This is a genomic window from Haloterrigena turkmenica DSM 5511 (assembly GCF_000025325.1).
Classification (GTDB): Archaea; Halobacteriota; Halobacteria; order Halobacteriales; family Natrialbaceae; genus Haloterrigena; species Haloterrigena turkmenica.
In genome coordinates this window covers 591,803-618,644 of the sequence record NC_013743.1, presented here as the reverse complement: position 1 = coordinate 618,644, position 26,842 = coordinate 591,803, and the positions used below count along the sequence as shown (strand labels likewise).

Genomic DNA, 26,842 nt, shown 5'->3' with positions numbered 1-26,842 from the left:
CGAACGAGCCTGCGAGGGAGCGAATCGGCTGGGGAGGGAGTGGCGATCCCCTGTTGCCAGCACGAGCAGGACGATTCGACCTGCTTCCACGGAACGCGGCGAGACGGAGCTACCGCGGGAGTCCCGTTAGTCACTAACTCGTCCGCTCGAGCGAAAAAACTGCACTCGAGCGCAGCAGTTTCGGTAGCGATCCGTTTTCAGTGCTCCTCGAGCGCGCACGCGGGCGAACAGAACCCGCGCTGGGCCGCGTTCGAGTCCGGGTATGCCTTGAAATCGTCACCACAGCCGCTGCAGCTGACGGTTTCGAAGGCGGACATAGCTCACTCGAAGAGTCGTCCGCATCGACCAAAAATATCCTCGATTCGGCTCGAACGACGACCGACGCGACGATGATCGGCGCCTCAAAACGCCCGGAACTCGGCCGTCCAGAACGACCGGTGGGCGTCCTCGAGGGCCGATTTCGGATCGCCGGTCGCGTCGACGGCAGCGGTCCCGGCCGGCTCGAGGCTCGCGTCCTCGGCGAGCGTCTCGACGACGCCGCGCTGGCCGACCAGATACAGCCGGTCGATGTCGTCGCCGACGCGCTCAGCGAGTGCCTCCCGGCAGCGCTCGAGGTGGTCGTCGATCTGGTCGTCGCGGATGCGCTCGAAGCGGGCCTGCGAGAAGCCCCCTTTCGAGTGGTTCCCCTTGACGTCGCTCTCGAAGCCCCGATAGTCGACGCGGTCGCCGTCCGCATAGGTGCCGAGGGCGAAGAGGTCGGTCCGGACGAGCGCGAGCGCGTACCGGCCGGTCGGCAGGAACCACTCGCGCTCGAGGCGAAAGCGGTCGTCCCAGGCGATCCGCGAGTCGTCCGCTAAGGCGCGGTCGGGCATCGCGGGCGGCTCGAGCGCGGCGGCGATCAGCCCGGCGTCGTCGAGACAGAGCACGCACGGGGCGGCCTCGTCGACGAGCGCGGCGCGGTCGCCGAGCGGCGTCTCGAGGTCGACGTCGAACGCCTCGGCGAGCGTCTCGCTGCCCTCGTCCTCGCGGAGGATCGCCGTCAGCGCGCCCTCCGGATCGGTGCGAAACGAGGTCAGTCGGTCGACGACCGCCTCGAGTCGGCTCCCGCGGAGTCGGTCGCGACGGCGGACGGAGAGGCCGGCCTCGTCGCCCTCTAGTTGCTCGAGTTCGCCCTCGAGCTGGGCGATGCGGTCCTCGAGGCGGTTGACCCGCTCCTCGGCGTCCTGTCTGGCGGTGGCCGCCTCCGATCGGCGCTCGGATTCGGCCTCGTACCGGTTTCGCAGCCGCTCGTTTTCCTCCTCGAGTTCGTCGATGCGCTCCTTGAGCGAGGCGCGGCCGAGTAACGCGTCCAGCATCTGGTCCGAACGGAAGGGGGCAGCGCGGCTACTTTTAGGTTCCGGCAGCGGGGTAGTCGTCGCCTGAACCGGCGTCGGAGCCGGGCCAGCCGCCGGTCCACGAGAGCAACTGCTCGGCGCGCTCGCGGCGGGCGAGCAGGACCTCCCGCAGGGAGGGCGGGTTGCGCACGTCGGTGTCCTCGAGCATCGGTTCGGGCACGGCGAGCGTGTTCGTCGGCACGGCGTCGTCGCCGTGGACCGGGAAGTGACTGGACTCGAGTTTCATCACGAGCGGCGCGTCGAGGCGCTCGAGACCGTCGCCGGTCGCGTACACCTCCTCGTTGATCCGCTCGTGTTGCTCGCTGTGCATGAGTGCGCGGTCCCCGTCGGTCGGGGTCACGTAGAGTCGTCCGAGATAGTAGCTCCGCGAAAACACCTCGAACATGGTACTAGTACACAAGGGCTGGCGGGATATAACTATTTTCGGATAGATTTAAGTCGTCGGACTTTCAGTGAAGAAGACAAACGATATTCCGCATTCAGGTGGACAGACGGCGCGTGGTAAGAGTCGTTTTCCATTGAATGCACAGCAATCAATCGTTGTGAGTGTCGGGAACGGTCTCCGTTGCGGAACGCAAAACGATCCCCACGCGACGAGATAGCACGGCGGTCGTCTCCCTCCCCGGCGACGGGCGGCGATTCGGTTCCGCCCCACGGTATCAACAGTTCACGCGGTTCAAGAGCCAATTGAACCGCGCTGACAGCGTCTCCGGCCTCCGTAAACGTTTGAACCGTTGCTCCGCCGGTAACGGACGAAGTGAACGGTTCGAACGAAGGTCCGTCTTTTTAGTACATTCGTTAGAACGGAGGAGTGATGACTTCCCGGTCGGTTGCGCTCCTCGCACTGGTCGCCCTTCTCGGACTCACGATCGGCCCGATCGCAAGCGGCGCCGTCGTCACGCCGTTCGCCGCCGACGAGAACGGGGCCGAGTCGAACAGCACCGCCTCAGTCTCGACGCACATGCAATCCAGTGCGGCCGACACCGAGAACACGGTCGACGCCGAACTGTTCACCAAGCGGTACGAGACGGCCGACAACGAGAGCCGCGAAGCGCTCGTTCGCGATCGGACCGACGAGCTCGTCGAACGCCTCGAGACGCTCAAGGCCGAACGCGAGGACCTGCGCGAGCGCCAGGACGAACTCGATCGCGGGGCGTATCAGGCGCGGATGGCGAAGTTCGCCGTCGAAATCCGCTCGCTCGAGAACGAGATCGACCGGACCGAACGGCGGGCGAACGAGACCGGCGTCGACGCCGACCGCCTCGACGAACTCCGTACCAACGCCGAGACTCTCAACGGTCCCGAAGTAGCGGAAACCGTCCGCCAACTCGGCGGCCCCGACACCGTTCCGGGACGGGGCCAGTCCGACGACCGCCCGGGGAACGGACAACCGGATGACCGACCCAACAGCGGGCAACCCGCCGAGGGCGACGCCGAGAAGCCGGGTAACGGACAGGGCCAGGGTGACGAGCAGGCGCCGGATCGGGCCGAGCGCGGCCCGTCTAACGATGCGGATTCCGATTCCGGACCGCCGGGCGAGAGCGGCGCGCCGAACGACGACCGGTCCGGCAACGCCGGGGACGGCTCGGGGACGGACGCCGATCAGCCGGGAGACGGAACGGGAAGCGACGCCGACACGGGGCCGGAGTCAGCGTAGCGACCGGGAACGCGGGACACAGTTCCGCGCGGGGAGGAATCCGACCGGCGGCGCCGTACCGAGCAGACACGCTTTTCAGCGCCGACCCCCAATCAACGCTCGATGGACTCCGCCGCATTGCTGGATTTGCTGGGGAACGAAAACCGGAGACGTATTCTCCGGTTGCTCGCCCGCAAACCCTGTTACGTCACGGAAATCTCGGATTACCTCGGCGTGAGTCCGAAGGCGGTCATCGAACACCTGCGGAAACTCGAGGAGGCGGGACTGATCGAGAGCCGAGTCGACGACCAGCGCCGGAAGTACTTTCATATCGCTCGTAACGTCCGTCTCGAGGTGAACGTCTCGCCGTACGGCTTCGCGAGCAAGAGCGCCTATCCCGCCAGCAGTAGCTTCGACATCACGACCTGTCGGCACCTCTCGCTGGACGTCGCCTGGGAGGACGCCGACGAACTCGACGACCTCCTGCGGGCCCTCGAGGACCTAGAACAGCTCGAGAACGAGCTCTCGCTCGCCCAACGGTGGGTGCAGGGGCGGCTCTGTGACGTCCTCGATGGAATCTCCGAGACCGTCGGCACCGGTCCCGAGAGCCGGATCTACGCCGATCTGCTGGCGAGCATCCGAACGGAGCCGAAATCGGTCGGCGAACTCAGCGAGGACGTCGACGCGCCCCGCGAGGTCGTCGCCGACCTCCTCGAGTCGATGGCCGACGAGGGGGTCGTCCGCCGCACCGAACGCGGCTGGGAGCTGACGACGAGTTAGACGCCGGCCGAGAAATTGACGTGGTAGCCACGACCGGAACGCAGCTATTTGATATCCTGTGTGAGCCCGTTTCGCAGATCGCGTCCGAAGTAGTAACCGAGCAGACAGCCGACCAGTCCGACCGTGACGCCGACGGCGAGGACGGCCTGCGTGGAGCCGGCGATCGCGAGGACGGCGTTGCTGAGGACGGCCGACACGCCGCCGACGGCGGTCCCGGCGGCGCCCATCTCGAGGTAGCGCCGTTTCGAGGTGAGCAGACCGATAGCGAAGGCGACGCCGAACATGCCGAGCATGCGACCGGCGATCGGGATCGCCATTCCGCCGCCGACCAGTCCGGCGCCGACGAGGAGCACCAGCGTGAGAAACGCCCGCGGCGAGAAATAGTCGCCGGGCGAGCGCCCCGGCGTGAGCCGGGCGCGCAACCGGCCGAGCCGCGAGCGAGACGACTCCGCGGGCTGGGCCGTCGACGGCGCGGGCTCGTCGGACGACCGCAGCGTGCCGGACTCGAGCGGGTCGTCGATCGTCCCGACGCCTCCGCCCGTCCCCGGCCGGTCCTCCGGCGTCGACGCCGTTCCGGCACCGGAATCGGCTTCGACGTCCGACCCCGAGAGCAGGCTCTCGGTCTCCTCGAGGAGATCGTCGGTGTCCCGGCTCTCGGTGACCTCGTCCGAGCGATCGCTCATACGTTCTCGTTGGGCAGCCGACAGCATGGGTCTTTCCCATCGGTACACGGCGAGGCGACCTCGAGGATGTCACCGGCCACAGGATATACGACCGCAGGCCACCCACCGGGGGTATGAGCTGGCTCGCGCCCGCGACGTTCGGCCTCATCGCGGCCGGCGGTGGCGTCTTCTGTTACGTCCTCGTCGCGAACATAGAGCCCCAGCCGGAGTATCCGGAGCTAATGACCGATCTGGCCCGACTGCTCGGGCTGGGAATCGCGCTCTGCGGACTCGCGATCGGTGCCATCTTCCTGCGGGCCGCTGCGAGCGCGTACATCGCCTGAGTCGGGCGATCGACGCGCTTCTCGGGCCGGTCGCGGACGTTCTCGACCCTCGAGTCGCGGGGCCCTCCCTTTTTACGCTGGCCGCGGTACCTCCGATGGATGAGCACCGAGTTAGTCGCGTTCGGCGTCAGCGCGCTCGCCCTGGGGATCGGGGTGCTGATGGCCGGCCGACGGCTCTATCCGCGACTCGACGTTCCCGAAGACGCCGAGTCGACGCTGCAGTTGCTGACCGCGATGATCGCGGGCGTGCTGTTGCTGACCGGGCTGGGACTGGTTCTGGTCGGACTGTTTACCTGAGCCTCGAGGTCCGATAATCCAGAGTACGGTAGCGCGCGCTGTGTCGTGGCGGGTGGAAACGTAGCCGCTGTTCCCCGTTCTCGAGTCGGCGACTCGAATGTGGAACGCGATCCCGCGAGGATCGATCCCGGAAAGCGTGCCTTCAAGTCCGCCGCCGCGCAACGCCCACGCATGAATCCAGGCGATCGCGTTCGCGTCGACCGCGCGGATCGCACGTACGAAGGCGTGTTGCTCCCCTCGAGTACGGACGACCACCTCGTAGTGAAACTCGAGGGCGGCTACAACGTCGGCGTCGACCGAGCGGAAGCCGAGATCGAGACGCTCGAGGAGGACGTCTACGAGATCGACGGCACCGACGCGACGGGGCCGGAAGATGACGACGCCAGCGACGAGGGCGCCGACTCCGAGATCGAGTTCGACGACGACCTGCCGACGATCTCGCTGCTCTCGACCGGCGGGACGATCGCCTCGACGGTCGACTACCGCACGGGCGCGGTGACGGCGCAGTTCGACGCCGAGGACGTCCTGCGCGCGGTGCCCGACCTGGCGGGCCGGGCGAACTACCGCGGCCGCGTCGTCGCGAACATCCTCTCGGAGAATATGGAACCGCCGCTGTGGCAGGACCTCGCCCGTGCCGTGGCGGAGGAGATCGAGGCCGGCGCCGACGGCGTCGTCGTCATGCACGGCACCGACACGATGCAGTACTCCGCGTCGGCGCTATCCTTCATGCTCGAGACGCCCGTGCCGATCGTCTTCACCGGCTCGCAGCGCTCGGCGGATCGGCCATCCTCCGATAACGTGATGAACGCCGTTTCGGCCGTCGAGGCCGCCAAGAGCGACTGCGCGGAAGTCATGGTCTGCATGCACGGCTCCGAATCGGACGACGTCTGCGCGCTCCATCGGGGCACCCGCGTCCGGAAGAACCACACCTCGCGCCGGGACGCCTTCGAGACGGTCGGTGCAGAGCCGCTGGGCGAGATCGACTACGACACCGAGGAGATCGAGTTCCGCCGCGACTACCAGCAGCGCGGCGAGGCCGACCTCGAGCTCCGCGAGGGCCTCGCAGACGACGTCGAACTGCTCAAGTTCACGCCGGGGATGGATCCCGCGTTCCTCGACGTCGTCGAGGGCAGCGAGGGGCTGATCCTCGAGGGCACCGGGCTCGGCCACGTCCACACTGACCTCATTCCGCGGATCGAGGAACTCATCGAGGACGGGACGACGGTCGTCATGACCAGCCAGTGTCTCGAGGGCCGGGTCTGCGACCGGGTCTACGATACGGGCCGGGACCTGCTCGAGGCCGGCGTCGTCGAGGCCGGCGACACGCTGCCGGGAACGGCGAAGGTGAAACTGATGTGGGCCCTCGAGAACAGCGAGGACGTCGAGGAGGCGATGGGCACGTCGCTGGCCGGCGAGATCCAGGAGCGGTCGGTTCCCTGGGAATAAGGCCACGACGCGCTCGACCGTTCGATAGCGCGCCGATTAGTTCGACCGAGCACTTATCAGATAGCTGTCCGATTGGATTGTATGGCTAACGAACGGACCGACGACCCCATGCTCGATAGCTTTCAGCAGTGGCAGCTCGGCCTCGCCCTGCTTTTCGTCCTCTCGCTGGCGGGGACGGTCGGCGCGATGACGTTACAGATGCTCGAGGTTCCGTACGGCGGCGGGATCGGGACGGTCGGCGGCGCGCTGCTCGGGTTCCTCGCGATTTCGTACTGGTACTACGGACGGTAGTGCCGAACTCGTCTTTCGGAAGCGACTCCCTACGCAGACTCGAGTCTGGACGCCACTGCGGGGGCGACCGCGTCTGCGAAACGCTTTCCCCCGCCACCGCGTGAGATAGCCCTGTTCGATCGACGATGGTACTCGACTCAGTCTCCGATTTCGGCCTCGAGATCCGACGGGCGACCCACGACGACTACGCGGCCGTGGCCGACTTCACGGGCGATATCTGGCCGGACCGCGGCGGCGACTACATCCCGCGGGTCTACCACGAGTGGCTCGAGGACGAACCCGGACAGGGAAAGAAGACCTTCCTCGCGGAGGTCGACGGCGAACCGGCGGGCATCGTGCAGGGCGTCATGCTCACCGACGACGAAGCCTGGTTCCAGAGCCTGCGCGTCGCGGCTGACTATCGGCGACGAGGCGTCAGCCGGCGACTCAACGAGGCGACCTTCGAGTGGGCCCGCGAGCAGGGCGCGACGGTCGGTCGCGTGATGATCTTCTCGTGGAACGCGCCGTCGCTCGGCGCCGCACGGGCCAATGGCTTCGAACCGATTACGGAGTTCCGCTTCGCGCATCCAGATCCTGATCCCGACGCCGTCGCGAACCTCGAGGCCGACGGCGACGACTCCTACCGCGTCTCGAGCGACCCCACTGCGGCGTGGCGCTACTGGACCCACAGTGACGCGCGCGAGCACCTCGACGGCCTCGCGATGGCCCCCGAGGAGTCGTGGGCCGTCCGGGAACTGACCCGCACAGACCTCGAGCGACTCGCCGACGAAACGGCCGTCTTCGCGGTGACGGGGCCCGACGGGCTGGCCGGAATGGCGTATCGGTCGCGGACGTACGAGCGCGAAGTCGACGGCGACTCGAGCGAAGACGAGAACGAAACGGAATCCGAGACGGAGAGAGAGACGTGGGCCGAATACGGCGTCGGCGCGTGGGACGACGTCGACGCCGCCCGCGCGCTGTTCGCGGCCATCGCCCGCGACGCCGCCGATCGCGGCGCCGACGAGACGCGCGTGCTGATCCCCGAGACGCCCCGTCACGTCACCGACGCGCCCTACGCCGGTGCCGGCATCTCCGAGGAACCGGACTTCGTGCTCGGGATCGACCTGAGGGGCGAGTGACGGCGCGTTTTCTGGATCGGAACATCCTCCCGGGCGTTCATATTCGTATAGGAGAATAATCAGGTGGAAAACTCATGTACCATCCTCCGTACGAATCCGGTGAGATCGTCGACGACGGCGACCTCGCGTTCATCGACGACGGTCTGGAGACGCCCGAGCGATACGTCGGCTTTGAGGACACCCTCGTCGTCGTCGCTCCGGACGTCCGCCGCCACGTAACGCCCGCAGACGCGGTCACCGGAGACACGTCGCTGCTCGAGTGCTATCCGGTCGCCGCGGATTGGTTCCAGGAACCCTACTGCGACGACGATACCGTGCTGATTCACCCGGAAGGCGCGGCCGTCGCCCACCGGTATCGCGTCGTCGACGAGCGCCGGGATCCCATCGAGCGGGATCGCAGAACACCGAGCAGCGCGTGACGGTCCGTTAGCCGCCGCTGACCGGTGGGAACAGCGCCAGTTCGTCGCCCTCCTCGAGGACCGTCTCTAAGCCCTCCTCCTCGACTAAGACGTTCGTCCCGTTGCGGAGCACGTTGATCTGGGAGCGCAGGTCGCCGTCCTCGAGGACCCGCTCCTCGAGGGCGGGCCGGTCGGTGACGAGTTGCTCTAAGGCGTCCCCGACGGTGTCGCCGGCGTCGGCGTCGACGGTAACGTGTTTGTCGCCCGCGCGTTCGGCGAGGTCGGCGAAGAGCTTCCACTCGGTGGCCATACGTGGCGGTATCGGTGCCGACGGCAAGTAGCTACCGCTCCTGTGCGGGGTCGGCCGGCGCGTCTGCGGGTTCCGAAGTCCCTTCTGACGCGTCCGATTTTGCCCCCTCGAGTAGCCCCTCTCCGGGCCGCTCGAGGTCGCCGATCCGCCGCAGAGCGTCCGGGCGACCGAGGACGTAGGCGACGTCGCCGGCCTCGAGTCGCGTCTCGCCCGACGGCAGCGCGAGCGGGTCGGCGGCCGCGTCGCGGTCGACGGCGAGGACGAACACCGGCAGCGAGCCGACGACTGCGCCCTCGAGCGGATCGCCCGCGTCGACGGGGAGGGTGGTCACGGTCTCGTCGACCGCCCGGAGCAGCGAGACGAGGTCCCGCTCGGCGCCGGGGTCGCGGGGGAGCGTGACGAGGCGGTACTCCTCCTCGGTCGAGAGCGAGTCGGCGTCGTCGGCGTCGACGGCGACGGTGGCTACGTCGTCGGCGACCCCGCGGAGTTCACCGCCGGTGACCCGCCGGAGCGAGTCGCCGTCGCGGCGCCAGATCCGGACGGCGTCGCCGGGGCTGGCGTCGGGCGCCGGATCGCCGCGGACCGCGACGGCGACAGTGCCCGGCGCGAGCGTCGACCCGATGCCCGCCGGACGGCTCCCGAGGGCCAGGTAGTCGATCGTCCGATCGGCCCCGAACTCGACGTCGACGTGGCCGATCCCGTAGTCGCGCTCGAGGCGGTCGGTCAGCCGCTCGCGGAGTTCGTCGACCGAGAGCCGACGCGGGAACAGCAGGGTGTGGCCGGCCAGTTCGGTCTTGGTCGACTCCTCGACCGGGTCGTAGCCGTCGACGTCCTCGATCTCGTCGGGGAGTTCGACGGCGACGACGCGGCCGGCCGACCGAACCAGCTGTCCGACCTCGGTGATCGTCCGCGGCGTCGCGAGCGAGAAGACGTCCGTCGCAAGGTGGTCGCCCAGCCGCCGGCCGCCGTCGGCGGCGATCGCGCTCGCGACGAACGCGACGACCGTGTAGACGGCCGTTTCCAGTTCGAGCATCCCCGTGTCGCCGATGATCGCCTGCTGGAGGGCCGACTTGGTGTTCAGCCAGATCGCGACCATCGACACGCCGAGCAGGATCGCGACCCCGTCGGGGATCCCGTCGGCGCTGTACCAGCGGAAGACGAAGGCGACAGCCGCGGCGGTGCCTCCCGCCAGCAGCGAGAAACCGAGAATCTCGACGAGCGCGTCGAGCAGCACTTCGGTGGAGACCGCCTGCGCGAGGATCGGCTCGAGTCCGGCGGCGGCCGTCATCTGGCGACCGCCTCCACGAACTCGTCGGTCGCCGCCTCCGGGCCCGCGACGAACACCTCGTCGCCGGGCTCGAGCGATCGTTCGATACCGGGGGCGAACACCCAGCCGCTGCGACGGCCGCCGGTCTCGCTGCCCTGTCGGCGGGCGGCCAGCACCGTCACGTCCGCCGCGGCGCGAACATCGGCGTCCGCGCTCGGGCCCACGGTGAACCGCCGAATCGCGTGCCCGGCCCGTCTGACCAGCGCGAAGGCCTCGAACTCCCGGCTGGTCCCCCGGGAGCGGACGACCAGCCGCGGCGTCTCGGTCTCGAGCAGCGCCTTGACGTCTCGACGGGCGACGGCGACGGTGACGCGGCCGACGCCGCCGGCGCTGGCCGCGTTCGGTTTAGGCGCGGGGGCGGCGTCGACCGCCGAATCGCCGCCGTCGGGGACGGCCGTTTCGTCGCCGGCCGACGGCTCGTCGGCCGCAGCCGCGTGTTCGTCGTCAATCTCAGTCCGAGCGCCCAGCACCGTGCCGGCAACCGTTCGCTCGCCAGCGCGGATCGACACCTCGTCGCCTCTCGCGAGGCCGGTCGGGACCAACGTCGCGATCGAGACGGCGCGGCGGCCGTCGGGGATTCGCTTCGAGAGGCCGCCCGAGGGCGGGGCCGCGGTGATCGTCGCGCGGGCCCGTTCGTCGATCGTCACGGTGACGTCGGCCAGATCGTGGTCGGTCCGCAGTCGCTCCTCGAGGCGGGACTCGAGTTCCGACAGCGGCAGATCCGCGGGGAGTCGCCACGAACCGTTCTTCAGCGATCGGCGGAGGTCCGGCGACAGCGGCGGGTAACCCTCCATGTCGTGGATCTCGCCGGTGGGACGGACCGTGACCTGTCCAACGTTGCCGACGAGTTCGACGACGTCGGCCGACAGTGTCCGCTGGCGGATCGAGGTGAGGGAGAGCCGACGGGGGAGTTCAGCGCCGAGCTTGTCGCCCTGATTGTGGGCGTAGAGCGCGAGCATGAGGACGACGAGGACGGCGACCAGCAGCCGCGGCGACTGGGCGATGGTCGGTTCGACGAGGCCGAGCAGGCCGCCCTGCACGCTGGCGATCGAGAGCGCGAGGACGACGACACCGAAGCCGGGCAGCGTCACTCCCGTGAAGTAGCGGACGAGAAAGCCGAGCGAGCCGGCGACGAACGCGGGAACGATACCCGTCAGAAGACCGAGATAGATGCCAAGCAGGACTTCGACCGGGAGCGCCATTGTGGGCGAGTGGGACGGGATCGTTAAATCTCCACCGACAGCGGCGGTGCGTTCGCCGGCGCGCGATCGGTCCCTACGGGTAGCGAGGGGCCGCTAACTGCCTCGAGTCGCGACGGGCGGACGGCCAGTAATCGACGGGCGGACGGGACGATCGGGTCACGACTAATTGACGAGCTGACAAGCGCTAGGTAGCTGTGAACGTCCGTCAACAGAGGCGTTTAACTGACCCCAACGCGGATCGAGGCATATGGCCGACGACCGGTCGCTTCGATCGCGGCTGCCCGACAACTGGCATCGGGTCCTCTCGATGCGGGCAGCCGTCGCGCTGGCGCTGATCGTCGCCGGACTCTCGGTCGCGACGGCGATCGTCAACATCGGCACGAACGCCGTTGGCGGGCCGCTCAGCGACTACGTCCCCGAGGCGATCCAGAGCGCCGCCGCGTTCACCGGGGCGCTCACGGGATTCCTGATGGTCGGCAGCGCGCTCGCACTCCGACGGGGGCTGCGAGTGGGTTGGTGGGCGACGCTACTGTTGCTCCCGCTGACCGCCGCACAGGGGCTGCTCCAGTCGAGTCCGTACTCGGTGCCGCTGGTCGTGCTCTCGCTGCTCTCGATTCCGATGCTGCTGGTCAGTCACAAGCGCTTCGATAAGTCCCTCTCGCTGAGCACGACCCAGATCGCCGCCGGCTTCGCGCTGCTAGGCGTGCAGGCCTACGGGACGTTCGGCGCGTACGCGCTCCGCGAGGACTTCGAGGGGATCAACACCATCCTCGACGCCTTCTACTTCACGCTGATCACCTCAAGCACGGTCGGCTACGGCGACGTGACGCCTGATCAGGGGTCGACGCAGGCGATGCTGTTCACGATGTCCGTGCTCGTGCTCGGCGTGGCCAGTTTCGGTATCGCCATCGGGGCGCTCGTCGGACCGGCGATCCAGGCCCGGATCACGAAGACACTCGGAAAGATGACCGACTCACAACTCGAGCTGCTCGAGGACCACGTCCTCGTGCTCGGCTACGGCGAACTGACGGAACCGATCGTCGACGAACTCGCGACTAACAACCGGGAGTTCGTCGTCGTGACCGGCGACCGCGAGGCCGCCGAGACCCTCACGGATCGCGGCCTGGCGGTGATACGGGGCGATCCCAGCGACGAGGAACCGCTCCAGCGAGCGAAGATCGACCGCGCGAGTGCGATCCTCGTCGCCACGAACCACGACGCGGAGGACGCGCTGTCGATCCTCACCGCGCGCCAACTCGCCCCCGAGACCCGCATCGTCTCGGCCGCGACCGACCGCGAAAACACGCGGAAGCTCGAGCACGCCGGCGCGGACGCGGTGATCAGCCCGTCGGTGTTGGGCGGGCACCTGCTGGTCCAGTCGGCGCTGGGCGCGGACGAGAGCGAGCTGATCGAGTACATCATGGACGGCGACTGAGCGAGCGGGGGAATCGTTTTGGATCGCCGACGTGAAGCCGAGAGCGATGGCGATTCCGACGTGGACGTGGGGCGAACGCACGGGAGCGCAGACGCCGGCGGGTCCCGACGGCGGCGAGGCGACGGGCGACCGCGAGACCGCTGCGGATCTATCGCGGACCGCCGACGAGTTCGAACTGCTCGCGAGTCCGATTCGACTCGAGATCCTGTCGGCGCTGGCCGATCGCGAGACGCCGCTGCGCTACACCGACCTCCGGGCGGCGACGTCGATCGACGACAACGGTAAACTCAATTATCACCTCCGGCGGCTCGAGGCGGTCGTCTCGAACCGCGACGAGGGCTACGAGCTGACGCCGCGGGGTCGGCGGCTGGTCGAGCGACTCCCGTGAGTCGCGCCGCAGTTCCGTCCTGTCCGATATCGTAGAGAACGCGCGTTCTCCGAGATTTTAGGGTCCTCGCGGCCGCTCTCTCGAGTCGGCAATGGCTGACTCGAGTGGAGACCGCGGCCAGAGCACAGCGGTTACAGACGATGACGAGAGTGCGACCGACGAGACGACAGCCAGAGACGAGCCGTCCCCGCGTCTGGTAGCCTTCTCTCGAGCGGGGATGCTGCGTGGCTTTCGCGACTGCCTCCCGGTCGCGGTCGGCGTGGCCGGCTACGGCGTCGCCTTCGGCGTGCTCGCGTCGCAGGCGGGGCTGAGCGCCGCGGAGGCCACGCTGATGAGCGCGACGGTGCTGGCCGGGGCCGCGCAGTTGCTCGCGGTCGATCTCTGGGCGGCGTCCGCGTCGGTCGCGACGATCGTTCTCGCGACGGCGGCGGTCAACCTCCGATACCTGCTACTGGGTGCGACGCTCCGGCCGTGGTTCGCCGATCGATCCGTGCTCGAGACCTACGGGAGCGCCTTCTTCACCGCCGACGAGAACTGGGCGCTGACGATGCGCGCGTTCGCCGACGGAGGTGACGCGGTCGGGAACGGATCGGAATCGGCTGACGCCGCGTACCTCCTCGGCAGCGGCCTCGCGATCTGGGTCCTGTGGGTCGCCGCGACGGTCGTCGGCGCCCTCGTGGGCGACGGCGTCACCGATCCGGCGCGGTACGGGCTCGACGCCGCGTTCCTCATCGTCTTCGTCGCGGTCGCAGTCGATCTCTGGGACGGGCGGACCGACCTGCCGCCGTGGACGGCCGCCTTCGTCGCCGCACTAGCGACCGCCGTCGCCGTTCCTGGGCGCTGGTATCTGCTCGCCGGCGCGCTGGTGGGCTGTTCGGTCGGCGTCCGTCACGCCGACGTCGAGGCCGACTCGAGCGGGGTGGGCGGATGAGTTCGAGCGCCGCGACGGCGCTCGATCCGACGACCGTCGGCGTCGTCCTCGCGATGGCCGTCGTCACCTACACGACGAAGGCCGGCGGGCTGTGGCTGGTCGGTCGGCTCGAACTCACCGACCGGGCCGAAACCGCGCTCGAGGTCCTGCCGGGGGTCATCGTCGTCTCGCTCGTCGCCGGTGAACTGGCCGAGGGCGGCCCTGCAGCGTGGCTCGGGGCGGCCGCGGTCGCCGTCGTCGTCCGGAAGACGGAGAGCCTGCCACTGGCGCTGCTCGCAGGGATCGGGACGGTAGTGCTGGTCCGCGGCCGGATCTGAATCGACCAGGAAAACTGCGGGCGGTATCGTTATCGGTGGCGACCCCGGTGGACGATCGCCACGTCCGTCTCGAGGTCGCTGAGTCGCTCGAACGTCGGCGGGGAGACGAACCGCGAGGCGGCGGAACGATCGGTGCTCGAGCCGACGAAGATCACGTCGTACCGGGGCGAGAGGCGCTCGAGGTAGGACTCGACGGGTTCGGTGACGACGTGGGTCTCGAAGCGGCCCTCGAAGGCGTCGACGAGGTCCGCGACGGTGGTCTCCGCGTCGCGGCGCTCGGACTCGCGGTCAATGCAGGTACAGACGCTGGTCGGGTGCCAGGAGCCGGTGATCCGCTGGGCGAAGTCGACCATCGCGCGAGCGGTGTCGCCGGCGCCCCGAACCGGGACCAGCGCGTGCTCCCAGCGCTGGCGGTTCTCGGCGGACCGGAAGGCGATGACGTCGATCTCGCTGTCGAACAGCCCGACGATGAACGGCGAGAGGCCGCCGCCCTCGCGCTCGGCGTACGGCGTGACGATCAGATCGCAGTTGTGCTCTCTGGCCGTTCGGAGCGCCAGCGCCGACGTGCGGTCGCCGGCCGCGACGACGACCTCGCAGGGGATGCCGTACTCCGCGGAGAGATCGGCCGCGAAGGACTCGAGGCGACGAGCCGCGGGTCCCGGTTCGGTCTCGGCGATCTCGTCGCCGTCGTCGACGGTGTCGAAGAGGACGAGTTTGCCGGCGTCGTGCGCGCTGGCGAGTTCGGCGGCGAAGCGGGCGACCGGGGCCGTCTCGCCGTCGCCGGGGTCTTCGGCCCAGTCCTCGTCCAGCGGAACGAGGACGTGGTCGTCGCCGTCGGTCGTCCGGTAGAGGTACTGGGCTCGGCGCTCGTAGAATCGGTCCCGCCAGACGACGAAGACGGCCGCGACGAACGAACTCGAGACGACGATTCCGAGCACGTAGACGACCTGCGCGTTGCCGGAGACCAACACGAGCAGGGCGGTCGAGAACGCGGTAGGCTCCTCCAAGTCGAGTGCCCAGGTGACGGCGCCGGTGAGGAAGATACCGAGCGCCGCGCCGGTCGCGCTGACGCCGGCGACGCCGCCGATGCCCGCGGCGTCGACGAGCGCGATCGCGAGCCAGCCGCAGAGCGCCCCCGCGGTCATCCCGCCGACGAACTTCGTCGGCGTCGAGTATCGTCCCTCGGGATCGGCAAAGAGCGTGTACGTGCCGGAGGCCAGCGGTGGAAACAGGAGGAAGGAGACGACGGCCGTCGCGTTCGCCAGCCAGGTCACCGCGGCGATAAGCAGCGGGACGAAGAGCAACACGGAGAGGTGGATCAGATTTCCGGTGTGTTCGATCCAGCGCACGAACGCGTCGAGTTCGCGTCGCTCCAGCCGCCGCAGTCGCCGTCGGGTCGCGCGAAGCCGCGCCAGCACCGACTCGAGCATAGACTCCGTTGGACGACCCCCGACGAAAAGTGTTCGCGTTCGTGACGGTAATCGCCGGGCCCGATGGATCGTCGCGTCGTGGGCGGGCGCGCTACTCCGGCGCGCCCTCGAGAATCTCGACGCCGCTCGAGGCGCCGATCCGCTCGGCGCCGGCCGCGAGCATCGCCATCGCCTCGTCGTAGCTGCCGACGCCGCCGCTGGCCTTGACGGGGAGGTACTCGCGCATGAGTTCGACGTCAGCGACGGTCGCACCGGCCTCGGAAAAGCCGGTAGACGTCTTCACCATCGCCGCGTCGGCCGCGTCCGCGGCCTCGCAGGCGCGGTGTTTCTCCTCGTCGGTCAGGAGAGCCGTCTCGATGATCACCTTGACGGGGATCGGTACCGCGGCCGTGATCTCCGCGAGTTCGGCCCGGACGACGTCGTCCTCGCCGGCCTTCAGCCGGCCGACGTTGAGCACGACGTCGAGTTCGTCGGCGCCGGCCTTCCAGGCGAGAACGCCCTCCCGTCGCTTCGCCGCGGCGGCGTGTTGGCCGTGGGGGAAGCCGACGACCGTCGCGAGGGTCACCTCGGGCGCGTAGTCGGCGGCCGTCTCGACGGCGTAGGGCGGGACACAGGCGTTCATGCCGTACTCCCGGGCCTCGTCGAGAACGCGGCGGACATCGGCGATCGACGTCTCGGGGCCGAGCACGGTGTGATCGATCAGCGGGGCGAGTTCGCTGCGGTCCATACGGGGAGGGAATCGCCCGACGGGCAAAAACCCCGCCCGATCACTTTTGCCGTCCGGCGCGCAACGTGACGGCATGGACGACCGTGGACCCGACGTCGCGCCGGCCGTCGTGACGACCGCCGACGAGATCGCCGCGATGGAGATCCGCGGGGCCGCGACGATCGCCGACGCGGCGGCCGAGGCGCTGGCGATCCAGGCCGAGCGATCCGACGCGGAGCGGCCCGACGCGTTCGAGCGGCAACTGCGAGCGGCCGCGAAGACGCTCTACGAGACCCGCCCGACGGCGGTGAGCCTGCCCAACGCGCTCCGGTACGTCCTCGCCGGGATGGACGGCGAGACCGTCGCGGAACTGCGCGCCTCGACTATCGCTCGCGCCGAGGAGTTCCAGCGCGATCTGGCGCAGGCGCAGTCGAAACTGGGATCGGTCGGCGCGAACCGGTTGCGCGACGGCGACGTCGTGATGACCCACTGCCACTCGACGGACGCGCTGGCCTGTCTCGAGGCCGCCGTCGAGGACGGCACCGAGATCGAGGCGATCGTCAAGGAGACTCGGCCCAGGCTGCAGGGCCACATCACGGCCCGACAGTTACGCGAGTGGGACGTGCCGGTGACGGTGATCGTCGACGGGGCGGCCCGTCGCTACCTCGACCAGGCGGATCACGTCCTGGTCGGGGCCGACAGCATCGCGGCCGACGGGAGCGTGATCAACAAGATCGGCACCAGCGGACTGGCGGTCATCGCCCGCGAGCGCGGCGTGCCGGTGACCGTCGCCGCCCAGACGATCAAACTCCACCCCGATACTATGACGGGCCACACCGTCGAGATCGAACGCCGCGACGAGCGGGAGGTGCTCGACGACGACGAGCGGGCCGCGATCACCGACACCGCCGACGGCGCCGACGACGGACTGACCGTCGAAAATCCCGCCTTCGACGTCACCCCGCCGCGGTACGTCGACGCGATCGTCACCGAACACGGCCAGTTCCCACCGGAAACCGTCGTCACGCTGATGCGGGAGCTGTTCGGAGAGACGGTCGACGAACCCTGGGAGCTGTAGGAAATCACCGGCATAGCGCCGCGGGATGGCTCACCGAACGTTACAGCGACGGAAACTATTCACTATCGTGAATAGTTAGCAATCGGAAAGTGTTTGTCGCTGGTGTGTGGGAGTACGGATATGGTATTACCCGAGGGGTTCGTGCTCCCACCGTGGTACCTCCTCGTCCCGCTGCTGGTGATACTGGCGGGGATCGTCGCATTGCTGTGGGTTCTCGAGCCGCCGGTAACCGATCGGACCGTGCTGGCGTTCGCGCCGTGGATGATGTTCGGCTCGGCCCTCCACGTCCTCTATCAACTCGGCGCCTATCCGGAGAACGTCGAGACGCTGTTCGCGACGCCGACCGTCTATCTGGTCGCCGCGGCCGTCGCGGGCGCCGCTTGGATCGTCGCGATCTTCCTGTACGCCGGGGGGCTCCAGCCGACGATTCCGCGGTTCTTCGGTATCGCCGGGACCGCCTTTTTCGCCGTCTTCGCGTCGATCATCCTCAACGTGAGTTGGGCCGAAGAGACGTTCAACCTCTTCTGGCCGGTCATCGCCGTCATCGCCGCCGGGATCGTCACCGCGATCGCGTGGGTCGCGCTGAGCCTGTGGTTTACCGACGTCGCGAAGACGACGAGTTACACCGGCGCGCTGGTCGTCTTCGGGCACACCTTGGACGGCGTCTCGACGGCCATCGGCTACGACGTCATCGGCGTCGAGGAGTCGGTCCCCCTGTCGGCGCTGCTCCTCGAGGCCGGCGGGTCACTGCCGATCGCCGAGTACGTCGGCGCCGGCTGGCTGTTCGTCCTGGTGAAGGCCGCGCTGGCGCTGGTGATCCTCGGACTGTTCAAGGAGTACGTCGAGGACGCGCCCCAGCAGGCGCGGATCGTCCTCTCCGGGATCGCCGCGGTCGGGCTCGGCCCCGGCGTCCACAACGTCTTGCTCTTCATCGCCACCTAGATTTTTTTCCGACGGCGCCTTCTTCCCGGTCGTATCGAATGCCACCCACCGTACTCACCGCCGGTCACGTCAACTGGGACGTGACGCTGCGCGTCGACCGACTCCCCGCCGCCGACGGCGAGGCGACGATCCGCTCACAGCGCCAGTCCGGCGGCGGCAGCGCCGCCAACGTCGCCGCCGCGCTCGCCGGCCTCGAGGTCGACGCCGGGTTGATCGGCAGCGTCGGCGACGACGACAACGGCCTGCTGGCCAGGCGCGGCCTCGAGGAGGCCGGCGTCTCGCTGTCGGGGATCCGCGTCGTCGAGGGCGCCGAGACGGCGGTCAAGTACCTGCTCGTCGACGACGACGGTGCGGTCTCGATCCTGGGCAACGACGGCGTCAACGAGGCCGTTCGGCCGGCGGACATCGACGCTGATCGGGTTCGGGCGGCCGATCACGTCCACCTCACGAGCCAGCGCCCGGAGACCGCGGCGCGGATCGCTTCAATCGCCGCGGCGGCCGACGTCACCGTCAGTTTCGACCCCGGTCGCCGGTTCGGCGACCGCACGTACGACGAGACCGTCGCCGCGGCCGACATTCTGTTCGTCACCGAGCACGAAGCCGCGGCGCTGGTCGACGCGGCCGGCGTCGATTCTGAGCCGACCGATCGGATCGTCGCGATCACGTCCGGCGGCGACGGCGCAGAGATCCGGACTCCCGACGACAGCTACGCACATCCCGGGTTCGACGTCGACTCGGTCGACACGGCCGGTGCCGGCGACTCCTTTGCGGCGGGCTTTCTCACGAGCCGACTCGAGGGCGCGTCGATCGAGGACGCCCTCGAGTACGCGAACGCCTGCGGCGCGCTGACGGCGAGTCGGGAGGGCGCCCGCAGCGCGCCGACGGCGTCCGAGGTCGAACGGTTTCTGGAAGAGCGAGCGGGATGACTCGAGACCACACGATCCGGCCGCCGGCGAGCGGTTTTCACCCCGTGTTGTCTGACGGTAAGTATATGGGCGGAGACGTTGCTCACTCAGCTAGACGGTCACGGAGACGTGACGGAGAGACATGACGGAACGAAGGATCAGAGAGTCCTCTGGATGCGAGTTTAAACGCCGCATTCAATACGAGCGAGACGCGAACGAACCGCCGAGTATAGCCACTGCAACCGCGCTAGCGCAGTACTTCGACGACGATATCGGTTCCACCAACACCCGACTATACGACTACATCAACCCGGACGCACTCGACTCCCTCTTTGCGGACACGCACCGAGGGGCGAGTCGGGCCGACGGAACCGTCGAATTCAGCGTCGAGAATGCGACGGTGACGGTCACGCCCGAACGGGTGGAGGTCTCCCCTGACTGCTGACTGAACGGCCGGGTCGAACACACCCCGCGGCCGGTCACACTCGGCGGTGGGGTGGGGACGGGGGACGGTCGCAGGTCGCCGAACCGACGGACGATCGGGACCCGTCCTCGAATCTTTTTTCTCACCGCCACTGGAATCGACGGGTATGGCAACGCAGCCACATCTGTTGGTCGACGACGGCGACCTGACCGATCGCGTGCTCGTACCGGGCGATCCCGGTCGCGTCGATCGCATCGCCGACCACTGCGACGAATCCGAAACCGTCGCCCAGAATCGCGAGTACAAGGTCGTCAACGCGACCTACGAGGGACAGGAGCTGACGATCTGCTCGACCGGTATCGGCTGTCCGTCGGCGGCGATCGCCGTCGAGGAACTGGCCAACGTCGGCGTCGAGACGATCATCCGCGTCGGCACGACCGGCGCTCTCCAGTCGGGTATCGAGATCGGCGACATGGTCGTCGCGACCGGCGCCGCGAAAGAGGAGGGAACGTCAAAGCGGTACGAGGCCGCCGAATACCCCGCCGTGCCGGACTACGACGTGCTGTCGGCGCTGGTCGACTCGGCCGAAGCGAACGGCGAGGACGTCCACGTCGGCCCGATCGTCTCCGACGACGCCTACTACGCGGAGACCGACGAGCACGTCGTCGACTGGGAGGCCGCCGGTCTCCTCGCCGTCGAGATGGAAGCCGCCGCGATCTTCTCGCTGGCTCGCCGCAAGGGCCTGCGCGCCGGCGCGATCTGTACCGTCGACGGCAACCTCGTTGAGGGCACCCAGAAGGGCACCGACACCGAGGACGACGAACTGCCGGAGAAAGCGAAGAACAACGTCGGTCGTGCGATCGACATCTCGCTCGAGGCTGCGACCCGGCTCTAGCCGCCGGTCGCGTCCGGTCCGCGCTATTCTGAGCGTCCGAAGAGCCGTTCCCGGAGCGAGCGCTCCGCCGGCCGTTCGGCGAGCAGGACCGAACAGTCGACTTCGTCGACGACGTCGAAGACGAGCGAGCCGCGGACGAGCCGCGAGAGCAGACCGCGCTCGGTCGCGCCGATGACGACGAGCGTCCTGTCTTCGGCCTCGCGGGCGATCGCGCCCTCGACATCGCCGGAGTCGTCGACGGTCAACACGGCGTCGCCGAACCCGTGTTCGGCCGCCCAGTTCGCGAGGAACTGCTCGCCCGATTCGCGCTCGCGCTCGTCGTCGACGACGTGGAGCAACTGAATCGTCGATCCCGTCGCCGAGCGCAGCGTCTTCGCGACCTCGGCGCTGAGATCCGAATCTGGACCGCCGGCGGTCGGCAGGAGAATTCGAGACGGATCGTAGCCGCGATCCTTCAACACGAGGAAGTCACACGGCAGGTCAGCGGCGAGTTCGTCGAGCGGGCGCTCGGCCCGCCCCGCGGACCACGGCCGATCGTCGCCCCAGCCCATCACGACCTGATCGACGTCGTGCTGGCGGGCCGCGTCGAACACCTCCTCGAACGAGCGGTGGGAGACGATCGTCGTCGTCTCGATCTCGGCGCCGCGGTCTTCGGCGTGTTCGCGGGCCAGCTCGAGTAGCGCTTCGGACTCGGCGTCGATCCGCTCGATGTGCTCGGCACCGCGATCCAGTGGCGTCTGGTCGGGGACCTGCACGATGTGGACCGCGTGGACGACGCCGTCGTTTTCGGCGGCGAGCGTGCTGGCCAGTTCGATCAGGTGGCGCTCGGTGCGCGGGTTGGCCAGCGGCACCATGACGCGATACTGGCCCGAGCCGTCCGGTCGAGCAGCGCTGGCCGCCGAGACCGCGACGTCGGGCAGCTCCTCGGAGCGATCGAGGATGTACTCGCCGAGGACGCCCTGTCGGGGCGTCTTCGCGCGAGCGTAGAACGCGTACCACAGCACCGCGACGGCGACGAACGCGAGGCTTAACGCGATCTCGATCGTGTCCATGAAGGCGACGAGACCGAAGGAGAGCAGCGCACCGAGGATCGGCGTCACCGGGTAGAACGGGACCCGGAAGTCGGGGTCGTACTCGGGGACGTCCGCCTCGCGGAAGGCGATCAGCGCGAGGTTCATGAGCCCGTAGACGATCAGGTGGAGCACGCTGGCGGCCTTCGCGAGGATCTCGAGGTCCTGGCCCAGCGCGGCGATGAAGACGATGATGACGCCCCCGGTAAGCAGGATCGACCGGTACGGCGTCGCGTACCGCGGGTGGATCTCGTTGAGTTTGTCCGTGACGATCTTATCGCGGCCCATCGCGAAGTTGATTCGAGCCGACGAGAGAATCGAGGCGTTGGCGCTCGAGGCGGTCGCCAGCATTGCGGCCAGCGAGATCAGCGTCACGCCGACGGCGTCGAGGACGGGGACCCCGGCGAAGGTGATCTCGGCGACCTGGGAGACGGGGACGCTGTCGTCCAGCGAGTGCCACGGAACGATGCCGACCATCGTGGCGACGAGGATCGCGTAGATCGCCGTCACGACGGCGACGCTGCCGATGACCGCGATCGGGAGGTTTCGGCCGGGGTTTTGCAGTTCCTCGGCGACCGTCGCGATCTTCGCGTAGCCGAGGAAGGAGACGAAGACGAGGGCGGTCCCCGGCAGGATCGCACCGTACCCCCGATCGGTCGGCGCGAGTCCGTCTGTCGTGAGCGTCGCCCAATCGAAATGGAAGAAGCCGGAGGCAGCGAAGACGGTGAGGATCCCCAGCAGGACCGTAACGATCACTGTCTGGACGCCCCCGGTCTCCTTGGCGCCCATGTAGTTGACGCCGACGAACAGCAGGCCGGCGATCAGCGCGCCGAGCTGGATGTCCGACAGGGCAACGAGACCGAGCTCAAGGGTCGGCAGGGCGAGCATCGTTCCGGCCAGCAGATCGGTGAGGTAGCCGCCGAACCCGATGCAGTAAAACGCCGAGGCGAAGGCCAGCCCCATCCAGTCACCCATTCCGGATATCGAGCCGAACAGCGGCCCGAGTCCGCGGTTGATGTAGTAGTAGCCGCCGCCGGCCTTCGGCATCGCCGTCCCGAGTTCGCTCACCGCCAAGGCGTTGACCATCGCGATCATGCCGCCGACCACGAACGAGACGACGACGATCGGCCCGGCCTCCTGGGCCGCGACGCCGGGCAACACGAAGATGCCGGCGCCGATCATCGTCCCCATCCCGATCGCCAGCGCCGAGAGCAGTCCGAGGTCCTTGGCGAGTTCTTCGTCACTCATGGTCGGATCTTGGCAAGATTACCAGCGGTCGATCGGTGTTCGTGAGCAGTTTCTGTGCGACGTCACCGGTCAGGAGCCGCATCCACCGGCTCGCACCGCGAGGCGTGAAGACGATCGCCGTCGCCTCGAGGTCGCGAGCGTGTTCGAGGATCGTCGCTGCGACGTCGGTCCCGTACAGGATCTCCGTCTCGAGGGCGGTGTTCGTCCCGGCGAGCGTCGACTCGACGATCTCGAAGATCCGCTCGGCGCGCTCCTCGCGCTGGGCGACGCCGGCCTTGTCGGGCGCGCCGCCCGCCTTCTCGATGACGTGAACGACGTGAACCGTCGCGCGGTCGTTGAGCTCTGACAGGATCGCCTCGCAGGTCCGCTTGGCGTCGTCCTCGCTCGCGATCGGAACGAGCATCGTCTCGAGGAGGGCGTCAGTCATCGGCCGACCCCTCCGTCGGCGACCGCTGACTCGCGCGTACCGGCGGTCGCTCGTCAGAACTGTGCGTCCCCACCTCGAACGTGCGATCGGTCATTATCTCGCGCCTTTCCCCGGCTAGACGATAAATCATCCGGTTATATTGCTGATTGCTTATTTTGATCCGGTCGATATTGGCGTATCGATAGAAGTAGCACTTTTATTATGAGTGTCCTGCAAAGCAGATCGGAACCGCATATAACGCTGGCGCAGTACTGGGCCGCATGGACCACCGGCTCGACGAGATCGATCGTCGAATCATCTACGCGCTGATGGACGACGCGCGGAACACTTCGGCTCCGACGATCGCCGCGGACGTGAGCGTCTCTCCCGGGACGATTCGAAATCGGATCGAGCAACTCGAGGAGCGGGGAATCATCACCGGCTATCACGCGAACGTGGACTTCGAACGGGCGGCGGGACACCTCGCGAATCTCTTCATGTGCAACGCGCCGGTTTCGGAGCGCGAATCGATGGCGCAGCGGGCGCAGGTGATTCCCGGTGTCACCAACGTCCGCGAGTTGCTGACCGGCCGGCGGAACCTGCACGTGCTCGCGGTGGGGGAAGATACCGCGGATCTGCGGCGGATCGCACGTGCGCTCTCGGATCTCGGCATCGAAATCGAAGACGAAGTGCTCGTCCAGAACGAGATCGGGTGCCCGTACGCGCCGTTCGGTCCCACCGACGAGACTCACGAAGCCATGCTGACGGACTTCATCAGCCTCTCCGGCGACGCCGAGGTCGCCGAGGTGACGGTCGACCGAGATGCCCGGATCGCCGGCATGAGTCTTCAGGAGGCGGCCCAGCGCGAGGTGCTCGACGACGATTCCCTCGTCGTCGCGATCGAGCGAGACGATGCCGTCGTGACGCCACACGGCGACACCGTGATCCGACCGGACGACATCGTCACGCTGTTCTCCCGCGACGGCGTGACCGACGAGACGATCGACGTGTTCCGCACCGACGACGCGGCGGAGTAAGTCAGGACTCCGTCAACTGGGTCGCCAGCGTCATCGTCCGCTCGGTCAGCGTCTCCGTCGTCGTCGAGGCGCCCTGGAGGCTGTCGTTGATCGACGAGAACAGCCGTTCGAACGCGACGCCCTCCTCGCCGCGCCAGTCGGCCGTCTCGAGGACCTCGAGGCCGCAGGTCGAACAGGCGTCACCCTCGAGCGGCTCGAAACAGCCGTGACAGCGCTCGAGACAGACGGGAACGATCTCGGAGCGCGCGACGGCCTCGCGCAGCGTCGACTGCAGGTCGGTCGCGGTCTCGGTGACCGTCGACAGCGACGAGCGGACGTCGGCGTCGAACGCCGCTCCGTCGACCGACCGGACGCGCTCGAGGCGCGCATCGGCGACGTCGAGCGCAAGCAGGGCCTCTCGGCGGCCGTCGCGGTACGCCGCGGCCGTTTCGTCGACCGCAGCGTCGAACGTCGAGTCGGAGTCGGCCGCAGCGTCGGCCTCGGCTCGAGCGTCGGCGAGCGTCGTCGGCAGCGACGTCGCGAGCGAGGCGAAGGAGGCGACGTCGGCGATGGCGCCGCCCTGAACGCGGGTCGTCTCGCGGACGAGTCGGAACAGCGCCTCGCTCGAGACCGACTCGGCGCTCGAGGCGGGGGAGTCGGAAGCGGACTGCAGCGTCTCGAAACAGTCGGTACAGACGGTCGCCAGCGAACTCTCGTGGACCGTTCCCTCGAGGGGGACGGCGCCGACGGGGTACGTTCGGAGGGCGGTCGGGTCGGCGGCGTCGCCGGATTCTTCGCAGTGGCGACACGCGTGGTCGTCGCGGTCGAAGACGGCGCGCCGGTCGGCCTGCCAGTCGCGGGAAGTCACGGGCGAGCGAAGACATCGCGGCGACAAAAACGCACCGGCCCGCCGGATTTCAGTCGGAATCCGACCAACTCCTAACTCGCTGGGCGACGTACGGGAGGTATGGACGACTCACCGACCGAAGTCGAGTTCGAACTCGAGCGCGCGTACGACCGCGAGGAACTCGCCGCCGTCTTCCGGGAGTTCGGGGACGCGCTGGCCGGCGACCGGCCCCTGAAAATCGACGACGGCGAGCGGACCGCAACGGTGTCGATTCCGGAGCGGGTCGTCGCCGAGTTCGAGGCCGAACGCGAGGACGACGAGCCGCCCGTCGCCGAACTGGAACTCGAACTCGAGTGGGACGATCCGGGCGGGTCGACGATACGACTCGGAGACAGCGAGCGCGGGACGCCCGGCGTCGTAGGCGCCGAGGCCGAATCAGCGGCCGAAACCGGAACTGGAAGCGGAACCGCGGCCACGGGAGACCCCGAAACCGATTCCGAGACCGCGACGATGCCGCCGGAAGCGGTTCCCGGCGGTCCGAAGGCGGACGAATCGACGACGGAAGGGGGCCGAACCAGTCGGTTCGAAGTTTACGAGGACCGCGGCGGCGAGTGGCGCTGGCGGCTCGTCCACTGGAACGGAAACATCATCGCCGACAGCGGCGAAGGGTACACCTCGCGGTCGAATGCGAAGCGGGCAGCCCGAAGCGTCATGCGGTCGGCACCGACCGCGAGTATCGAGAATCGGGAGGACTGAGTTCGACCGATCGTCGCGTCGCGGCTACGGATGGAACTCCGCTATGTCGGCGTCGAAATCGACGTCCGGCGTCCGGGTCATCGATTCGTACTCGAGCGACGGTCTGTGTCCCGACGGGATCGCGTCGTACGTCCGGAGAAACGAGATGACGCCGCGTTTCCCGCCGAAATCGCCCCGGTACCGATGAAAGAGCCGGGGAACGGTGGCGACACCAGCGTCGGCGTCGTACGTGACCGTCTCCTCTATGAACCACTCGACGGCGACGTCCAGTTCCGTGTCCACGTCGGGCGGCGAGTAGGTCGTGATCGGCGGCGAGGGATCGGCGCAGTGGCTGATGGCGAAGTGGATCCGCGGATCGCACTCGGGGAGGCGATACCGCCGTTCGAACGACGAGGGAAGGGGCCGAGGGACGTAGCCGAACCCCCAGGGGTGTTTCGACCGCCGCAGCATGCCGTGTTCGATGTCGGCGAGGCTGAGGCGAACGCCGCTGATCGGGATCCGATCCCGGGAGACGAACTTCCAGCGCTCGAGGCGGCCCGCCTCGCCGTCGAGTTCGGAGCCGTCCTCGAGGAGCAACTGGGTGTAGGCGTTGTAACAGTTGAGCCAGAAGGCCAGTTTCGCGGTCCGGCGCTCGAGGGCCCGGTCGAGCCGCGATCGCTCGAGCGTCGCGAGGTGGTCTCGCAACCAGTCGGTATCGCCCTCGGTCTTGACCGCGTAGAGCAGATCGGCCGAGAGGGAGAGGGGATCGAGCTGGGTCGACATTCCCTCCGACGTAAGTGAACCAGCACCTTGAAGCCGTGTGCGAGCGAGCGCGACTGTCCGCGGCGCGAATAGGTCGGTTCG

31 protein-coding genes are annotated in these 26,842 nt (G+C 68.2%); 19 read left to right on the top strand and 12 right to left on the bottom strand.

Features of this window, described 5'->3' with window-relative positions; genetic code table 11:
- Positions 1-401 precede the first annotated feature (401 nt).
- Entirely contained in the window at positions 402-1,355 is a 954-nt protein-coding gene (locus HTUR_RS02965; RefSeq protein WP_012941810.1) for a Vms1/Ankzf1 family peptidyl-tRNA hydrolase, read from the bottom strand.
- A gap of 34 nt (positions 1,356-1,389) precedes the next feature.
- Complete coding sequence (locus tag HTUR_RS02960; protein WP_012941809.1) at positions 1,390-1,779, bottom strand: DUF5802 family protein; 390 nt, start codon at positions 1,777-1,779, stop codon at positions 1,390-1,392.
- Positions 1,780-2,208: 429 nt separating this feature from the next.
- Here HTUR_RS02960 and HTUR_RS02955 point away from each other — a divergent pair, with 429 nt between their 5' ends.
- Together HTUR_RS02955 and HTUR_RS02950 are read left to right on the top strand one after the other, a co-directional pair.
- On the top strand, positions 2,209-3,051 hold the full coding sequence (locus tag HTUR_RS02955; RefSeq protein ID WP_012941808.1) for a hypothetical protein: 843 nt from the start codon (positions 2,209-2,211) through the stop codon (positions 3,049-3,051).
- A 102-nt stretch (positions 3,052-3,153) separates the two neighbouring features.
- On the top strand, positions 3,154-3,810 hold the full coding sequence (locus tag HTUR_RS02950; protein WP_012941807.1) for a metalloregulator ArsR/SmtB family transcription factor: 657 nt from the start codon (positions 3,154-3,156) through the stop codon (positions 3,808-3,810).
- Positions 3,811-3,854: 44 nt separating this feature from the next.
- Here HTUR_RS02950 and HTUR_RS02945 read toward each other — a convergent pair whose 3' ends face one another.
- Complete coding sequence (locus HTUR_RS02945) at positions 3,855-4,493, bottom strand: hypothetical protein (RefSeq protein WP_012941806.1); 639 nt, start codon at positions 4,491-4,493, stop codon at positions 3,855-3,857.
- Between the two features lie 113 nt (positions 4,494-4,606).
- Between HTUR_RS02945 and HTUR_RS02940 the strand changes: the two genes are divergently transcribed.
- The 6 genes from HTUR_RS02940 (at position 4,607) to HTUR_RS02915 (ending at position 8,387) form a co-directional block, all read left to right on the top strand.
- Positions 4,607-4,816: a hypothetical protein gene (locus HTUR_RS02940; RefSeq protein ID WP_012941805.1), complete on the top strand. Its 210-nt coding sequence runs from the start codon at positions 4,607-4,609 to the stop codon at positions 4,814-4,816.
- A 99-nt stretch (positions 4,817-4,915) separates the two neighbouring features.
- The gene (locus HTUR_RS02935; protein WP_012941804.1) at positions 4,916-5,113 is read left to right on the top strand and encodes a hypothetical protein; all 198 of its coding nucleotides are present in this window, start codon (positions 4,916-4,918) and stop codon (positions 5,111-5,113) included.
- Between the two features lie 171 nt (positions 5,114-5,284).
- On the top strand, positions 5,285-6,559 hold the full coding sequence (gatD, locus tag HTUR_RS02930) for a Glu-tRNA(Gln) amidotransferase subunit GatD (RefSeq protein WP_012941803.1): 1,275 nt from the start codon (positions 5,285-5,287) through the stop codon (positions 6,557-6,559).
- 81 nt (positions 6,560-6,640) lie between these two features.
- Positions 6,641-6,850, top strand: coding sequence for a hypothetical protein (locus HTUR_RS02925; RefSeq protein ID WP_012941802.1), 210 nt, complete (start codon positions 6,641-6,643; stop codon positions 6,848-6,850).
- 125 nt (positions 6,851-6,975) lie between these two features.
- On the top strand, positions 6,976-7,968 hold the full coding sequence (locus HTUR_RS02920) for a GNAT family N-acetyltransferase (protein WP_012941801.1): 993 nt from the start codon (positions 6,976-6,978) through the stop codon (positions 7,966-7,968).
- Positions 7,969-8,042: 74 nt separating this feature from the next.
- On the top strand, positions 8,043-8,387 hold the full coding sequence (locus tag HTUR_RS02915; protein ID WP_012941800.1) for a hypothetical protein: 345 nt from the start codon (positions 8,043-8,045) through the stop codon (positions 8,385-8,387).
- Between the two features lie 7 nt (positions 8,388-8,394).
- Here the strand turns inward: HTUR_RS02915 and HTUR_RS02910 are convergent, their stop codons facing one another.
- Genes HTUR_RS02910 through HTUR_RS02900 form a run of 3 tightly spaced genes read right to left on the bottom strand, consistent with a single transcriptional unit; the run spans position 8,395 to position 11,205 of the window.
- Positions 8,395-8,676: a ubiquitin-like small modifier protein 1 gene (locus HTUR_RS02910; RefSeq protein WP_012941799.1), complete on the bottom strand. Its 282-nt coding sequence runs from the start codon at positions 8,674-8,676 to the stop codon at positions 8,395-8,397.
- Positions 8,677-8,707: 31 nt separating this feature from the next.
- Complete coding sequence (locus HTUR_RS02905; protein ID WP_012941798.1) at positions 8,708-9,964, bottom strand: TrkA C-terminal domain-containing protein; 1,257 nt, start codon at positions 9,962-9,964, stop codon at positions 8,708-8,710.
- The gene (locus HTUR_RS02900; protein WP_012941797.1) at positions 9,961-11,205 is read right to left on the bottom strand and encodes a hypothetical protein; all 1,245 of its coding nucleotides are present in this window, start codon (positions 11,203-11,205) and stop codon (positions 9,961-9,963) included. Before HTUR_RS02900 ends, HTUR_RS02905 begins: the two co-directional genes overlap by 4 nt.
- A gap of 247 nt (positions 11,206-11,452) precedes the next feature.
- Between HTUR_RS02900 and HTUR_RS02895 the strand changes: the two genes are divergently transcribed.
- The 4 genes from HTUR_RS02895 (at position 11,453) to HTUR_RS02880 (ending at position 14,276) form a co-directional block, all read left to right on the top strand.
- Positions 11,453-12,640 (top strand): NAD-binding protein, encoded by a 1,188-nt coding sequence (locus HTUR_RS02895; RefSeq protein WP_012941796.1) that lies wholly within the window; start codon positions 11,453-11,455, stop codon positions 12,638-12,640.
- A gap of 46 nt (positions 12,641-12,686) precedes the next feature.
- The gene (locus HTUR_RS02890) at positions 12,687-13,028 is read left to right on the top strand and encodes a DUF7347 domain-containing protein (RefSeq protein WP_012941795.1); all 342 of its coding nucleotides are present in this window, start codon (positions 12,687-12,689) and stop codon (positions 13,026-13,028) included.
- A 91-nt stretch (positions 13,029-13,119) separates the two neighbouring features.
- The gene (locus HTUR_RS02885) at positions 13,120-13,959 is read left to right on the top strand and encodes an AzlC family ABC transporter permease (RefSeq protein WP_049941573.1); all 840 of its coding nucleotides are present in this window, start codon (positions 13,120-13,122) and stop codon (positions 13,957-13,959) included.
- A complete protein-coding gene (locus tag HTUR_RS02880; protein ID WP_012941793.1) occupies positions 13,956-14,276 on the top strand; it encodes an AzlD family protein in 321 nt (106 codons plus the stop codon). The genes HTUR_RS02885 and HTUR_RS02880 overlap by 4 nt, the downstream gene beginning before the upstream one ends.
- A gap of 29 nt (positions 14,277-14,305) precedes the next feature.
- Here the strand turns inward: HTUR_RS02880 and HTUR_RS02875 are convergent, their stop codons facing one another.
- Positions 14,306-15,706: an HPP family protein gene (locus HTUR_RS02875; protein ID WP_012941792.1), complete on the bottom strand. Its 1,401-nt coding sequence runs from the start codon at positions 15,704-15,706 to the stop codon at positions 14,306-14,308.
- 91 nt (positions 15,707-15,797) lie between these two features.
- Entirely contained in the window at positions 15,798-16,433 is a 636-nt protein-coding gene (deoC, locus tag HTUR_RS02870; protein ID WP_012941791.1) for a deoxyribose-phosphate aldolase, read from the bottom strand.
- Between the two features lie 73 nt (positions 16,434-16,506).
- Here deoC and HTUR_RS02865 point away from each other — a divergent pair, with 73 nt between their 5' ends.
- The 5 genes from HTUR_RS02865 (at position 16,507) to HTUR_RS02845 (ending at position 20,656) form a co-directional block, all read left to right on the top strand.
- Positions 16,507-17,490 (top strand): ribose 1,5-bisphosphate isomerase, encoded by a 984-nt coding sequence (locus HTUR_RS02865; protein WP_012941790.1) that lies wholly within the window; start codon positions 16,507-16,509, stop codon positions 17,488-17,490.
- Positions 17,491-17,610: 120 nt separating this feature from the next.
- Positions 17,611-18,432: a DUF63 family protein gene (locus HTUR_RS02860; RefSeq protein WP_012941789.1), complete on the top strand. Its 822-nt coding sequence runs from the start codon at positions 17,611-17,613 to the stop codon at positions 18,430-18,432.
- 38 nt (positions 18,433-18,470) lie between these two features.
- On the top strand, positions 18,471-19,358 hold the full coding sequence (locus tag HTUR_RS02855) for a carbohydrate kinase family protein (RefSeq protein ID WP_012941788.1): 888 nt from the start codon (positions 18,471-18,473) through the stop codon (positions 19,356-19,358).
- 121 nt (positions 19,359-19,479) lie between these two features.
- Positions 19,480-19,782 carry a HalOD1 output domain-containing protein gene (locus HTUR_RS02850; protein ID WP_012941787.1) on the top strand — a complete coding sequence of 101 codons (303 nt, stop codon included), beginning with the start codon at positions 19,480-19,482 and terminating at the stop codon, positions 19,780-19,782.
- Positions 19,783-19,927: 145 nt separating this feature from the next.
- Positions 19,928-20,656 carry a nucleoside phosphorylase gene (locus tag HTUR_RS02845; RefSeq protein WP_012941786.1) on the top strand — a complete coding sequence of 243 codons (729 nt, stop codon included), beginning with the start codon at positions 19,928-19,930 and terminating at the stop codon, positions 20,654-20,656.
- 23 nt (positions 20,657-20,679) lie between these two features.
- On the opposite strand, the gene HTUR_RS02840 is transcribed toward HTUR_RS02845, so the two are convergent.
- Complete coding sequence (locus HTUR_RS02840; protein WP_012941785.1) at positions 20,680-22,974, bottom strand: amino acid permease; 2,295 nt, start codon at positions 22,972-22,974, stop codon at positions 20,680-20,682.
- Positions 22,967-23,401: a universal stress protein gene (locus tag HTUR_RS02835; RefSeq protein WP_012941784.1), complete on the bottom strand. Its 435-nt coding sequence runs from the start codon at positions 23,399-23,401 to the stop codon at positions 22,967-22,969. Before HTUR_RS02835 ends, HTUR_RS02840 begins: the two co-directional genes overlap by 8 nt.
- Before the next feature lie 260 nt (positions 23,402-23,661).
- Between HTUR_RS02835 and HTUR_RS02830 the strand changes: the two genes are divergently transcribed.
- Positions 23,662-24,417, top strand: coding sequence for an Lrp/AsnC family transcriptional regulator (locus HTUR_RS02830; protein ID WP_012941783.1), 756 nt, complete (start codon positions 23,662-23,664; stop codon positions 24,415-24,417).
- Position 24,418: 1 nt separating this feature from the next.
- Here HTUR_RS02830 and HTUR_RS02825 read toward each other — a convergent pair whose 3' ends face one another.
- A complete protein-coding gene (locus HTUR_RS02825) occupies positions 24,419-25,264 on the bottom strand; it encodes an HNH endonuclease (protein ID WP_012941782.1) in 846 nt (281 codons plus the stop codon).
- A 99-nt stretch (positions 25,265-25,363) separates the two neighbouring features.
- On the opposite strand from HTUR_RS02825, the gene HTUR_RS02820 reads away from it, so the two are divergent.
- Complete coding sequence (locus HTUR_RS02820; protein ID WP_012941781.1) at positions 25,364-25,999, top strand: amphi-Trp domain-containing protein; 636 nt, start codon at positions 25,364-25,366, stop codon at positions 25,997-25,999.
- A gap of 24 nt (positions 26,000-26,023) precedes the next feature.
- On the opposite strand, the gene HTUR_RS02815 is transcribed toward HTUR_RS02820, so the two are convergent.
- On the bottom strand, positions 26,024-26,761 hold the full coding sequence (locus tag HTUR_RS02815; protein ID WP_012941780.1) for a DUF547 domain-containing protein: 738 nt from the start codon (positions 26,759-26,761) through the stop codon (positions 26,024-26,026).
- Positions 26,762-26,842: the final 81 nt, after the last annotated feature.